Annotated in this window: 14 protein-coding genes; all 14 read right to left on the reverse strand. The window is 64.1% G+C overall.

Annotated features, from left to right (window positions below; all coding sequences use genetic code 11):
- Positions 1 to 621, reverse strand: a 621-nt coding sequence (tpiA, locus tag AC1DWA_RS21255; protein WP_477916993.1) for a triose-phosphate isomerase, incomplete at its 3' end; no start/stop codon positions are given.
- A 6-nt stretch (positions 622 to 627) separates the two neighbouring features.
- Entirely contained in the window at positions 628 to 1,839 is a 1,212-nt protein-coding gene (locus AC1DWA_RS21260) for a phosphoglycerate kinase (RefSeq protein WP_477916995.1), read from the reverse strand.
- A 17-nt stretch (positions 1,840 to 1,856) separates the two neighbouring features.
- Positions 1,857 to 2,876, reverse strand: a complete 1,020-nt coding sequence (gene gap / locus AC1DWA_RS21265) for a type I glyceraldehyde-3-phosphate dehydrogenase (RefSeq protein WP_003944851.1) — start codon at positions 2,874 to 2,876, stop codon at positions 1,857 to 1,859.
- A gap of 158 nt (positions 2,877 to 3,034) precedes the next feature.
- A complete protein-coding gene (whiA, locus tag AC1DWA_RS21270; protein ID WP_021344225.1) occupies positions 3,035 to 4,012 on the reverse strand; it encodes a DNA-binding protein WhiA in 978 nt (325 codons plus the stop codon).
- Positions 4,009 to 5,073 carry a gluconeogenesis factor YvcK family protein gene (locus AC1DWA_RS21275; RefSeq protein ID WP_477846632.1) on the reverse strand — a complete coding sequence of 355 codons (1,065 nt, stop codon included), beginning with the start codon at positions 5,071 to 5,073 and terminating at the stop codon, positions 4,009 to 4,011. The genes whiA and AC1DWA_RS21275 overlap by 4 nt, the downstream gene beginning before the upstream one ends.
- Positions 5,070 to 5,969, reverse strand: a complete 900-nt coding sequence (gene rapZ, locus AC1DWA_RS21280) for an RNase adapter RapZ (RefSeq protein ID WP_003944872.1) — start codon at positions 5,967 to 5,969, stop codon at positions 5,070 to 5,072. The genes AC1DWA_RS21275 and rapZ overlap by 4 nt, the downstream gene beginning before the upstream one ends.
- Positions 5,966 to 8,158, reverse strand: coding sequence for an excinuclease ABC subunit UvrC (gene uvrC / locus AC1DWA_RS21285; RefSeq protein ID WP_477916997.1), 2,193 nt, complete (start codon positions 8,156 to 8,158; stop codon positions 5,966 to 5,968). Before uvrC ends, rapZ begins: the two co-directional genes overlap by 4 nt.
- Positions 8,159 to 8,232: 74 nt before the next feature.
- The gene (locus AC1DWA_RS21290) at positions 8,233 to 8,706 is read right to left on the reverse strand and encodes a PH domain-containing protein (protein WP_007727982.1); all 474 of its coding nucleotides are present in this window, start codon (positions 8,704 to 8,706) and stop codon (positions 8,233 to 8,235) included.
- Positions 8,703 to 9,200, reverse strand: a complete 498-nt coding sequence (gene ribH, locus AC1DWA_RS21295; RefSeq protein ID WP_003944999.1) for a 6,7-dimethyl-8-ribityllumazine synthase — start codon at positions 9,198 to 9,200, stop codon at positions 8,703 to 8,705. The genes AC1DWA_RS21290 and ribH overlap by 4 nt, the downstream gene beginning before the upstream one ends.
- Positions 9,197 to 10,471: a bifunctional 3,4-dihydroxy-2-butanone-4-phosphate synthase/GTP cyclohydrolase II gene (locus tag AC1DWA_RS21300; RefSeq protein WP_003944833.1), complete on the reverse strand. Its 1,275-nt coding sequence runs from the start codon at positions 10,469 to 10,471 to the stop codon at positions 9,197 to 9,199. Before AC1DWA_RS21300 ends, ribH begins: the two co-directional genes overlap by 4 nt.
- A 110-nt stretch (positions 10,472 to 10,581) precedes the next feature.
- Positions 10,582 to 11,190 (reverse strand): riboflavin synthase, encoded by a 609-nt coding sequence (locus AC1DWA_RS21305; RefSeq protein WP_003944892.1) that lies wholly within the window; start codon positions 11,188 to 11,190, stop codon positions 10,582 to 10,584.
- Between the two features lie 5 nt (positions 11,191 to 11,195).
- The gene (gene ribD / locus AC1DWA_RS21310) at positions 11,196 to 12,248 is read right to left on the reverse strand and encodes a bifunctional diaminohydroxyphosphoribosylaminopyrimidine deaminase/5-amino-6-(5-phosphoribosylamino)uracil reductase RibD (RefSeq protein WP_019748385.1); all 1,053 of its coding nucleotides are present in this window, start codon (positions 12,246 to 12,248) and stop codon (positions 11,196 to 11,198) included.
- A gap of 8 nt (positions 12,249 to 12,256) precedes the next feature.
- The gene (gene rpe / locus AC1DWA_RS21315) at positions 12,257 to 12,940 is read right to left on the reverse strand and encodes a ribulose-phosphate 3-epimerase (protein ID WP_019748384.1); all 684 of its coding nucleotides are present in this window, start codon (positions 12,938 to 12,940) and stop codon (positions 12,257 to 12,259) included.
- A 98-nt stretch (positions 12,941 to 13,038) separates the two neighbouring features.
- Complete coding sequence (locus tag AC1DWA_RS21320) at positions 13,039 to 13,386, reverse strand: MmcQ/YjbR family DNA-binding protein (protein WP_019748383.1); 348 nt, start codon at positions 13,384 to 13,386, stop codon at positions 13,039 to 13,041.
- Positions 13,387 to 13,391: the final 5 nt, after the last annotated feature.

Below are 13,391 nucleotides of genomic sequence, written 5' to 3' on the forward strand. Positions count from 1 at the left end.
CTGTTGCTCGTACCGCAGCGCACACTCTGTTGCTCGTACCGCAGCGCACACTTCCTGTGCATCGGCGGCAGAAGCGACACGGCCGGTGCCGATGGCCCAGACAGGCTCGTACGCGATGACGATCTTGGAGATCTCCTCCGCGCTCAGGCCCGCCAACGAACCCTTGAGCTGGTCGACGTTGTAGGCGACGTGATCGCCTGCTTCGCGGATCTCGAGGCCTTCACCGATGCACACGATCGGTGTGAGGCCGTTCTTGAGAGCAGCCTTGGTCTTGGCGAGGACGGTCTCGTTGGTCTCACCGTGAAGGGTGCGACGCTCGGAGTGACCGACCACGACGAAGGTGCAACCGAGCTTGGCCAGCATGGAGCCGCTGATCTCGCCCGTGAACGCACCCGAGTCCTGAGCCGAGACATCCTGCGCGCCGTACGTGAGGAGGAGCTTGTCGCCCTCGATCAGGGTCTGGACGCTACGGATGTCGGTGAACGGCGGGATGACCGTGACATCCACTTTGTCGAAGTACTTCGCAGGCAAGGAGAATGCGATCTTCTGCACCAGGGCGATGGCCTCGAGGTGGTTCAGATTCATCTTCCAGTTGCCGGCGATCAACGGCTTACGTGCCATGTCGGATCAGCCTTCCAGTACTGCGATGCCGGGCAGCTCTTTGCCCTCGAGGTACTCGAGGGAAGCGCCACCACCGGTGGAAATGGGCGAGAAGCCCTCGTCCGGGATACCGAGCTGACGAACGGCTGCTGCGGAGTCGCCGCCGCCGACGACGCTGAAGGCGCCCTTCTCGGTTGCCTCCACGATTGCCTCGGCGACACCACGGGTGCCTGCCTCGAACTTCGGGAACTCGAACACGCCCATCGGGCCGTTCCAGAACACCGTCTTGGCGCCGGTCAGGATCGCGGCAAAGCGCTTGACCGACTCCGGTCCGATGTCCAGACCCATCCAGCCGTCGGGAATCTTGTCGAACGGAACGATCTTCGACTCGGCATCGGCCGAGAAGGAGTCCGCGACAACGACATCCTGAGGAATGTGGATGACGTCGGCGTACCGGTCGAGGAGATCCTTGCAGGTCTCGATCATGGACTCTTCGCACAGCGAATTGCCCACGGAGACACCCTGAGCTGCGAGGAACGTGTAGAACATTCCGCCGCCGATCACCAGAGTGTCGACCTTCGGCGCCAGTGCCTCGATGACGGCCAGCTTGTCCGAGACCTTGGAGCCGCCGAGCACCACTGCGTACGGACGCGCTGCGTCCTGCGTGAGCTTGGCGAGCACCTCGACCTCGGCGCCGACCAGGTAGCCCGCGTAGTGCGGGAGCAGCTTCGCGACGTCGAAGACCGACGCCTGCTTACGGTGAACAACACCGAATCCGTCGGAGACGAATGCGCCGTCGTCACCGACCAGCTCGACGAGAGCTTTGGCGAGCTTGACCCGCTCGGCTTCGTCCTTGCTGGTCTCGCGAGGGTCGAAACGGATGTTCTCGAGCATCAGGACGTCACCATCGGTGAGTCCTTCGGAACGAGCCAGCGCGTCCTGTCCCACGACGTCACCGGCGAGTTGCACGTTGCGACCGAGGATTTCGGCCAACTTCGCGGCAACCGGTGCGAGGGAGAACTTGGGATCGGGCTGACCGTCTGGGCGCCCGAGGTGCGCGGTCACGATGACCTTCGCTCCACCCTCGGCAAGTGCCCGCAGGGTGGGAGCGGACGCGACGATGCGGCCCGGGTCCGTGATTTCTCCGCCATCCAACGGGACGTTGAGGTCGGAACGCACCAGTACGGTGCGCCCCTCGACCCCAGCGTCCAGCAGATCCTTCAGCGTCTGAACTGCCACTGTTATCGAAACTCCGCTCAGAGAGACTTGGCGACGAGGCCGATGAGGTCGGCGAGGCGGTTGGAGTAGCCCCACTCGTTGTCGTACCAGGAAACGATCTTGACCTGGTCGTCGATGACCTTCGTCAGACCCGAGTCGAAGATCGACGAGTGCGGGTCGGTGACGATGTCCGAAGAGACGATCGGTGCGTCGGTGTACTTGAGGATGCCCTTGAGGGGTCCTTCGGCAGCAGCCTTCATCGCGGCGTTGATCTCGTCGGCAGTGGCCGACTTCTTCAGGTTCGCGGTGAGGTCGGTGACCGAGCCCGTGGGGATCGGCACGCGCAGTGCGTAGCCGTCGAGCTTGCCGAGCAGCTGCGGGAGAACCAGGCCGATGGCCTTGGCTGCACCGGTGCCGGTGGGAACGATGTTGAGGGCGGCTGCGCGGGCGCGACGGAGGTCTGCGTGCGGTGCGTCCTGCAGGTTCTGATCCTGGGTGTACGCGTGGATCGTGGTCATCAGACCCTTGACGATGCCGAACTCGTCGTCGAGAACCTTGGCGATGGGGCCGAGGCAGTTGGTGGTGCACGACGCGTTGGAGATGATGTTCTGGCTGCCGTCGTACTTGTCGTCGTTGACGCCCATGACGATGGTGATGTCTTCACCCTTGGCCGGAGCCGAGATGATGACCTTCTTGGCGCCGGCTTCGAGGTGTCCCTTGGCCTTTGCGGCGTCGGTGAAGATGCCGGTGGACTCGACGACGACGTCGACGCCCAGCTCGCCCCAGGGAAGCTCGTTCAACGGGCCGCGGTGTGCGAGGGCCTTGATGCGCTGATCGCCGACGACGATCGTGTCGTCACCGTCGAGCGACACGTCGTACGGCAAACGGCCGAGGATGGAGTCGTACTTCAGCAGGTGAGCGAGCGTCGCGTTGTCAGTCAGGTCGTTGACTGCCACGATCTCGATATCGGTGGTTCCGAGCGCCTTCTGCGCATCCACCGCCCTGAAGAAGTTACGTCCGATACGGCCGAAACCGTTTACGCCAACCCGGACAGTCACAATTCGCTCCTTTGACCATGATTCTGGTGTGCAACTTGACCCACGCATACTCCGAATCCGTGTGTGCACGACGCGGACGTGGGGTTCATCGGTCGATGTGACTCATACCCTAATGCGCGTGGCCCGAACGTGCGCAGCCCGCCCTGACGGAGGGCAGGTCACCCCTCTTCGAGTAGCTCCACATTCACTGCGGATTCGGTGTCGGGTATGCCCGTTTCCTTCGCCTTGCGATCAGCCATGGAGAGCAGGCGACGGATACGTCCGGCAACGGCGTCCTTGGTCATCGGCGGGTCGGCCAACTGGCCGAGTTCTTCGAGGGACGCCTGCCGATGCTCGACGCGCAGTGCGCCCGCCGCCGCGAGGTGATCGGGCACGTCCTCGCCGAGGATCTCCAACGCACGCTCGACGCGCGCAGCAGCCGCAACGGCAGCGCGAGCAGAGCGTCGCAGGTTTGCGTCGTCGAAATTGGCGAGACGATTGGCGGTGGCGCGGACCTCGCGTCGCATCCGTCGCTCCTCCCACACCAGGCGTGTGTCCTGGGCTCCCATTCGGGTCAGGAGATCGCCGATGGCCTCACCGTCGCGGATCACCACACGATCCGTTCCGCGAACCTCACGTGCCTTCGCCGAGATCCCCAGACGCCGCGCAGCTCCGACCAGAGCAAGTGCAGCTTCCGGGCCGGGGCAGCTCACTTCGAGCGCCGACGAACGGCCGGGTTCGGTCAGGGAACCGTGCGCGAGGAACGCACCGCGCCAAGCTGCTTCGGCGTCGCCGACACTTCCGCCGACGACCTGCGCAGGCAAGCCGCGAACCGGGCGCCCGCGAAGATCGAGCAGTCCCGTCTGGCGCGCGAGGGCCTCACCCTCCTTCGCCACACGCACGATGTAGCGAGCGGATTTTCGAAGCCCGCCCGCACTGAGTACGTGAACATCGGCACTGTAGGTGAACAGGTCGAAAATCTCCCGGCGCAGACGTCGCGCCGTAGAGCCCAGATCCACCTCTGCTTCGACGACCACCCGGCCGCCGACGATGTGGAGCCCACCGGCAAAGCGCAGCAACGCGGAGACCTCTGCCTTGCGGCAGCTGACCTGAGTCACCACTAACCGGCTCAGTTCGTCCTTGACCTCCGCTGTCATTGCCACGAAGCGTTCTCCCTCTGTTCTTCGGATTGCTGTTCTGGCAGGGAAGACTGTGTCGAATCCCCTACTGCCGCACTGCTCGACAGTTCAGCCAGTACATCGGCCAGTTTTGCCGGATCGTGTACATGCGCTGCGCCCGGTGAGGTGTCCGCGACATCCGCGTACCTGACTTCGGCTGAAAATTGATCCGCCGCACGCTGCAGATGTTCACGTTCACGCCCGGCCGGTACCGACGCCGAGTCGACCACCACGTAGTCGACCCGAAAATCGGGCACGTGTTGGGAGAGTACGTGCAGGTGACGCTCTGCGGAGAATCCGGCGGTCTCCCCCGGCTCGGGTGCGAGATTGAGCACCAGCACCTTTCGAGCATTCGTCGACGACAGTGATTCGACAAGTTCGGGTACCAGTACGTGCGGGATCACGCTCGAGAACCACGATCCCGGGCCGAGAACCACGAGATCGGCACGATCGATCGCAGTCACAGCCTCGGGACACGCGGGCGGATTGGACGGGAGCAGTCTCACACGCCGAACCTTGCCCGGCGTGGTCGCGACGGCGACCTGTCCACGAATGCAGCGGCTGACGCGTGGGTCCTCTTCGAGTCCTTGAACGTCGGCTTCGATCTCGAGCGCGATCGGCGACATCGGCAGCACGCGGCCACGGATTCGCAGCAGTCGCGCCATCTCGTCGAGCGCGACGACCGGATCGCCGAGCACCTCGGTGAGTCCGGCCAGGATGAGATTGCCCACCGAGTGCCCGGCAAGTGCGCCGACACCGCCGAAGCGATGCTGAATGGTCCGAGTCCAGTCGACTATCTCGGGTTCGTCCGACGCGAGAGCCGCGAGCGCCATCCGGAGGTCACCGGGCGGGATGACGCCGAGTTCGGCGCGCAGCCGGCCCGACGAACCACCGTCGTCGGCGACCGTGACCACTGCGGTGACGTCGACCGTCAGGCGTCTGACGGCCTGGAGCGTGGCGAACAATCCGTGCCCGCCGCCGAGCGCGACGATGGCCGGCCCATCTGGCTTCTCCCGCGAGCTATGCGTCGGTTCACTCATTCGCGCCCCAGATCCCGGTGCACGATGCTGACCGAGATGTCGTCCTCGGAACCCAAACGCCTCGCGAGAGCTTCGGACATGGCCACGCTTCGGTGCTTACCGCCGGTGCACCCGACCGCAATTGTCATGTAGCGCTTTCCTTCTCGCCGATATCCGGCGATCGTCAAATCCACCAGATGTCGGTAGGTGTCTAGGTAGTCTTCCGCACCCTCGCGGGACAACACGTAGTCGCGGACGTCGGCATCCTGACCGGTGTGCGGGCGAAGTTCCGGGATCCAGTGGGGATTGGGCAGGAATCGAACGTCACAGACGAGATCGGCGTCCATCGGCAGGCCGTACTTGAATCCGAACGACTGGACCGTCACCTTCATCGTGCGGTTGGCATCGTTCCCGAACGCCGTTTCGATCTTCTGACGCAACTGATGTGCCTTCAGCGCCGACGTGTCGATGACCAGATCGGCGGCCGCCTTCACCACGGCCAACTGCCGACGCTCGGCTGCKATCCCTTCGGACAACGTGCCGTCGATGCCGTCGTTCTGCAACGGATGACTGCGGCGCACCTGTTCGAACCGTCGGATCAATACGTCGTCGGACGCTTCGAGGTACAGCACCCGAGTGTGGATCGGCTCCGCCTCGAGTTCGGTGAGCACCCACCCGAGATCGCCGGTGAAGAGTCGACTCCGCACGTCGATCACGACGGCGAGACGATCGACCGGCGGATCGGAGGTCAAGCTCAGACCGACCATCCGAGAAATGAGCTCAGGTGGCAAATTGTCCGCGACATACCAGCCGAGGTCTTCGAGCACCTTGGCAGCGGTACTCAAACCGGCTCCGGACAATCCCGTCACCAGCAGGAAATCCATCGTTCGACTGTCTTTGGCGCTGTCGGTAGTCACTGTGCACTCGGCCCCGTCGTCGGCATGGACAATTCTCGCGACTCGGAGCCCTTGTCACCGCTACCGGATTCGGCGCTTGGCGCGTCAGCAGAGGTAACAGACGATTCGGATTCCGTGTCCAGCTCATCATCCCCTACCGCGGCTGGCAGCGCTCGAGCTTCAGCACCCGCATCGGCTGCAGCCGAATCCGTGCCGAGTGCGGCCAGAACTGCTGTGGCTGTGGTCTCACCGATACCGGGGACCTGCATGATCTCCTCGACCGTTGCCGTTTTCAGCTTCGCCACGGAACCGAAGTGAGCCACCAGAGCAGTACGACGAGTTTCACCGAGCCCCTTGACCGAGTCCAGAGCCGAAGCCGTCATCCGCCTCGAGCGCTTGCTGCGATGGAACGTGATCGCGAAGCGGTGGGCTTCGTCTCGGATGCGTTGCAGGAGGTACAACGACTCGCTCGTTCGGGGAAGGATGACCGGATCTTCTTCCCCCGGTACCCATACCTCTTCGAGCCGCTTGGCCAAGCCGACTACCGCAACGTCGGTGACCCCCAGCTCGTCGAGGACCGCCGCTGCGGCCGTGACCTGGGGGGCGCCGCCGTCCACGACGAACAGATTGGGTGGATAGGCGAACCTCCGAGGCCGGCCCGTCGCCGGGTCGATCGCCGCTTCGGGAGCCAGATCCCCACCGTCCGCGTCCATGGTCRACGCCGACGCAGCGAGAATGCCCAGGTCGCGGTTGTGTCGCAGGAACCGCCTGCGAGTGATCTCTGCGATACTCGCCACGTCGTCGGAATGACCGTCGCCGGCAGCTTCCTTGATCGCGTAATGGCGGTAGTCCGACTTACGCGGGAGCCCGTCTTCGAACACGACCAGTGACGCCACGACGTCGGTTCCCTGGACGTGACTGATGTCGATGCATTCGATTCGTAGCGGAGCCGAGTCCAGGTCCAGTGCTTCCTGGATGCCCTGAAGCGCCGCAGAACGCGAGGTGAAATCGCCGGCGCGCTTGAGCTTGTGCTGCGCCAGAGCCTCTTTCGCGTTTCGCTGGACCGTTTCGGCGAGGTCCTTCTTGTCGCCGCGTTGCGGAACCCGCAGTTGCACTTGCGATCCCCGAAGCTTGCTCAGCCACGCCTGGATCTCGGTCGCGTTGGCAGGCAGGACCGGCACGAGAACTTCCTTGGGAACGGCGCTGATCCCGGCCTCGGAGCCCGCTCCCGGGTCGAGTGCCGCCTGCTCACCGTAGAACTGGGTGAGGAACTGCTCGACCAGGATCGGCAGGTCGGACTCGGCGTCGAGTGCGGCCCAGTCGATGGCATCGCCTGCCTTCTCCACGACCCATCCACGCTGACCCCGCACGCGTCCGCCGCGCACGTGGAACACCTGAACGGCGGCTTCGAGATCATCGGTGGCAAAGGCGACGAGATCGGCGTCGGTGCCGTCACCGAGTACGACGGCCTGCTTCTCGAGCGCCTTGCGCAAAGCCCCGATATCGTCACGCAGACGGGCTGCAGTCTCGAAATCGAGGTCCTCGGAAGCCTGCTGCATGCGCTTTTCGAGATCTTTGACCAGCTTGTCCGTGCGGCCGGCGAGGAAGTCGCAGAAATCTTCGACGATCTGACGATGCTCCTCGGCGCTGACTCGCCCGACGCAGGGCGCCGAGCACTTGTCGATGTAGCCGAGCAGACACGGCCGGCCGATCTGGTTGTGTCGTTTGAAGACTCCGGACGAGCACGTTCGTGCGGGAAACACTCGCAGCAGCAGATCGAGTGTTTCGCGGATGGCCCAGGCATGGGAGTAGGGACCGAAGTAGCGGACGCCCTTGCGCCGCGGACCGCGGTAGACGAACAGCCGCGGGAACTCTTCGTTGAGCGTCACGGCGAGAACCGGATACGTCTTGTCGTCGCGGTACCGCACGTTGAACCGCGGATCGAATTCCTTGATCCAGTTGTACTCGAGCTGAAGCGCTTCGACTTCGGTACTGACGACGGTCCACTCGACGCTGCCGGCGGTGGTCACCATCTGCCGAGTACGGGGATGAAGTGTCGTGACGTCCGCGAAGTACGAGTTCAAACGTGAACGGAGGCTTTTCGCCTTTCCGACGTAAATGACCCGACCATGCGGATCGCGAAATTTGTAGACGCCCGGCGCAGCCGGAATGGTTCCGGTAGCGGGGCGGTAAGTCGAGGGATCCGGCACGGTTTCAGGTTAGTCGCCGCCACCGACCGACTCGGAAACGCGCAGGATGCGGGCACCGAACCGGTCGGAAGACGTCAGTTGCTCTTGTGCGCGACCGGTGCGTAGCGGTCGGCCAGTTCGCGGAACTTGCCGACCGTGTCGACGGCGTACTCACGGTCGTTGGACTGGATCGCCATCACTGCCATGTACTCGTCGTCGGGCAATTCGATGCGTGCCCAGGCGGCGCCGTCGGGGAACGAGAGTCCCTCGAACAGATCCCAGTCGACGATCTTCTCGCCCAAGATGTTTCGTACGGCGATTCCCTGCTTGCCCACCTTGACCCGGGGCCGCGTCAACATCAGTACACCGAGAGCCAGAATGGTGCCGATGCCTGCCATCGCAAGTTGGTCCGCGGCGCGGAAGTACACGCCGGTGGACCCCTGGCGGAGCAGGAGTGCAAGTGTGACGTGAACGATCACCAGGAGGACAGCAACTCCGATCGCGTATCGCGTCGACTTACGCGGTGACGCAATCAGTTCCCAGTTCTCGTTGTCGCCGGGTGTACTCATCGAAACGAATCCTCGGTCCATGGTGCTCGGAGATGGCGCAGGGTCACTGCGGTGTCCAGTGCGGCGGCGCAGGCCTGTGCGCCCTTGTCCTCGACGCTACCCGGCAGCCCCGAACGGTCAAGAGCCTGCTGCTCGGTGTCGGTGGTCAGGACACCGTTCCCCACGGGAGTGCTTTCGTCGAGCGAGACGCGTGTAAGGCCCGCGGTGACCGCGTCGCACACGTACTCGAAGTGCGGCGTGCCGCCGCGGATGACAACACCGAGTGCGACGACGGCGTCGTGCGTGCGAGCCAATGCCTGCGCAACGACCGGCAGTTCGATCGCGCCGGCGACACGGACCAGTGTCACGTCCTTGATCTGTGCCTCCTGCGCGACGCGCTGCGCGCCGGCGATCAGAGCCTCGGAGATCGTCGCGTGCCACTGTCCGGCAACGATCGCCAGCTTCAGATCCTTGGCCTCGGCGATCGCGAGCTGCGGCTGACCTTCGCCGCTCACAGTGCGGTTCCCGGCTGTGCGGTGTTCTGGTTCGCCTCGTACTCGTCCAGTCCGATCAGATCGTGACCCATCCGATCGCGCTTGGTGCGCAGGTAGGTGAGGTTCTCCGCATTCGCGCGCAGCGGCATCGGAACGCGATCGGTGATCTGCAGGCCGTAGCCGTCCAGACCCACACGCTTGGCCGGGTTGTTGGTCAGCAGACGCATCGACGAGATCCCCAGATCGACGAGGATCTGCGCACCGATGCCGTAGTCGCGGGCGTCCGCCGGTAGCCCGAGTTCGAGATTGGCGTCGACTGTGTCGGAACCGGCGTCCTGGAGCTGGTAGGCCTGCAGCTTGTGCATGAGGCCGATGCCACGACCCTCGTGTCCGCGCATGTACAGAACAACGCCGCGGCCTTCCTGGGCGACCATGTCCAGTGCGGCGTCGAGCTGCGGGCCGCAATCGCACCGCAGCGAACCGAAGACGTCGCCGGTGAGGCACTCGGAGTGAACGCGGACGAGTACGTCGCTACCGTCGCCGTCGGGGCCTGCGATGTCGCCGCGCACCAGCGCAACGTGCTCGACCTCGTCGTAGATGCTCGTGTAGCCGACAGCGGTGAACTCACCGTGGCGGGTGGGGATGCGGGCCTCGGCGATGCGCAGTACGTGCTTCTCGTGCTTGCGACGCCACGCGATGAGATCCGCGATCGAGATCAGAGCAAGGTTGTGTTCGTCGGCGAAGACTCGCAACTCGTCGGTCTGAGCCATCGCGCCTTCGTCCTTCTGGCTGACGATTTCGCAGATGACGCCGGCGGGACGCAGGTCCGCCATGCGGGCGAGGTCGACTGCAGCTTCCGTGTGGCCCGGACGACGCAGCACTCCGCCTTCCTTCGCGCGGAGCGGAACGACGTGGCCGGGACGAGTGAAATCGTTGGCACCGGATTCGGGGTTTGCGAGCAGACGCATCGTCGCAGCGCGGTCCGATGCCGAGATGCCGGTACCGATTCCTTCGCGGGCGTCGACGGTCACGGTGTAGGCGGTGCCGTGCTTGTCCTGGTTGGTGGCGTACATCGGGGGCAGGCCCAGCCGATCGCAATCGTCACCGTCGAGCGGCACGCACAGGTAGCCGGAGGTGTACCTGACCATGAACGCCACCAGTTCCGGGGTGGCTTTCTCGGCGGCGAAGATGAGGTCGCCCTCGTTCTCGCGATCCTCGTCGTCCACGACGACAACAGCTTTACCTGCAGCGATATCTGCTACTGCGCGCTCGATACTGTCGAACCTGGTCACGTGCTCGCACTCCAAAGTCTTGACTTTTAACATCATCGAATACAACAAGTGCATCCGACGGATGCACTGACAACCCTACGACCAATCGGACGGGTCCGATCAGCCTGGTCCTACCGACCGGCAGAGTGAAGCCGCTCGACGTACTTGGCGATCACGTCCACCTCGAGGTTGACCGGCGTACCGACCACAGCGGTTCCGAGCGTCGTCAACTCGAGCGTTGTCGGGATCAGCGAGATCTCGAAGTACTCGAACCCGCGGTCGCCACCCAGCGCGGAGACCGTCAGCGAGACTCCGTCGACAGTGATCGAACCCTTCTCCACCACGTATCGGGAAATGGAGTCCGGCAGTGCGATCCGCACCACCTCCCAGTTCTCGGAAGGCGAGCGGGAAATGACGTGGCCAGTTCCGTCGACGTGCCCTTGAACCAAGTGGCCGCCGAGTCGACTGTTCAGCGCCGCGGCGCGCTCGAGGTTGACGCGAGAGCCGACATCCAACTTCGCCAGGCTCGAGCGGTTCAGCGTTTCCTGCATGACGTCTGCGGTGAACGAACCGTCGGCAAGCACATCGACGACCGTCAGGCACACGCCGTTGACCGCGATCGAATCGCCGTGACCGGCGTCGGAGGTGACCAGTGGCCCGCGCACCGTGAAGCGTGCAGCATCGACCAGTTCTTCCTTGGCGACAATTTCGCCGAGTTCTTCCACAATTCCTGTGAACACGCGCCCTACTCCTCGTTCCCCGGAGCAGAACTCTCCGGAACCAGACTCAACAAAATATCGGGGCCGATCGTTACCGCGGACTCCAAACGGAATCGGTGGGCGTCGGTGATGGTGTGCACTCCGGCATCGACGAGCGCGGAAGCGCCCGCGCCGAGCAGTATCGGAGCGATGTACGCCTCGATGACGTCGACATATCCGGCGGCGAGGAATGCTCCGGCCAGACGGGGCCCACCCTCGAGAAGTACGTCTGTGTACTCCCCCAACGCCTCGACTACTTCGTCGATGTTGTCGGTGTTGAGCACCAAAGTCGGTGCGGTGTCATCGAGAACGCTTGCCGTCGAAGGTATTTCACGCTTTCCGACGACGACGCGTACGGGCTGATGCGCCGCGAGCTCACCGGTGGGCTGACGCGCCGTCAGCCATGGATCGTCGGCGAACACGGTGCCGGTGCCGACCACGATCGCATCGATCTGCGCCCGCTGAGCATGCACGCGCGCCCTCGCCTGCGGACCGGTGATCCACTGACTCGTTCCGTCCTCGGCGGCGCTGCGTCCGTCCAGACTGGCCGCGTACTTCCACGTGATGTGCGGGCGACCGGTGCGCTGTTTGTGCAGCCAGGCCCGCAGTGGACCAGCTTCCACCTCGGGTGCTCTCAGTCCGGCCGTGACGCTGATTCCAGCTCGCATCAGCGTCGCTGCGCCGCCGGAAGCCTCGGGATTGGGATCACCGACTGCGTAGACGACCGCCGAGACTCCGGCATCGATCAATGCCTGCGAGCAGGGCCCGGTTCGCCCCTGGTGATTGCACGGTTCCAGTGTCACCACGGCCGTACCGCCACGCGCTGCATCGCCGGCCTCGTCGAGAGCCACGACCTCCGCGTGCGGTCCACCGGGCGGTTGCGTCATACCGACGCCAGCGATGGTGCCGTCGGCGGCGAGGATAACAGCGCCGACCGGCGGGTTGGGGCTGGTGAATCCGCGCGCAGAATCCGCTGCGGCCAGCGCGATCTGCATCGCGGCGTCAAGATCAGCCGTCGACGCCTGTCCACCCTTTGCCATCGAGCGGCTCAGACCGACAGCGTCAGGTGCGGCGACGCCGAGGCGGCCTGCGCGCGTAGCTTGCGCACCGCCTCACCGGGATCACTCGCTCCGTACACCGCCGAACCGGCGACGAAGCAGTCGATCCCTGCTTCAGCGGCCTGCTCGATCGTGGAAGCGTTGATGCCGCCGTCGATTTCGACGAGGAGCGTCAGCTCACCCGAGTCGACGAGCTTGCGAACTGCGCGTGCCTTGTCGAGCACCTGAGGCATGAAGGACTGACCACCGAATCCGGGTTCGACGCTCATGATCAGGAGGGTGTCGAAGTCCTTGAGGATTTCCAGGTAGTCGTCGATCGGGGTTCCAGGCTTGATGCTCAGCCCCGCCTTGGCACCAGCTGCACGAATATCGCGGGCAACCGAACGCGGGTCGTCGGTGGCCTCGGCGTGGAACGTGACGTTGTACGCACCGGCCTCGGCGTACGGCGGCGCCCAGCGCTCCGGGTTTTCGATCATGAGATGGCAGTCGAGCGGAATATCCGTCGCCTTCAGCAGACTCTCGACCACCGGCAGACCCAGCGTGAGATTGGGAACAAAATGCGCGTCCATCACGTCGACGTGAAGCCAGTCGGAGCCGGACACGGCAGTCGCTTCATCGGCGAGTCGAGCAAAATCTGCGGACAAAATGGACGGTGCAATCATCGGGGAAGCCACGCCGCCGAGTTTAGCTGTGACTCATCGCCGACCGTGCATGCACATCGGCTGTGCTTCATCGCCGACCGTGCATGCACATCGGAGCCGCTGAAATCCGATCAGTTCTTGACGACGGTGCGGAGCTTTCGCACCTTGGCGGGCGCCTTGATCCGCCACGCATCTTCGAGCATCTCGCCCAACTGCACCTCGTCGATCAGTTCGAGGTGCACGAGGATCGATCCGTGCCCGTGATAGTGATCTGTGGTGAAGAAAGCCGCCTCGCCACTGGCGAGTAGCGCCTCCTTCTCGTCCAGACCGCACATCACGACCAAAGCCCCCTCCGCTTCGGTGCGGAGCCGCGCAAAAGTTTTACCTGCCACCTTGAGTGCCGGGGTGTTGTACGAGGTCGACTCTTCCACGGAGGGAAGAGCCGAACCCAGTACTACAACCTGTTCCCACGTAACCATGTAGG

It is taken from the genome of Rhodococcus sp. P4_F3_2, from assembly GCF_056401335.1.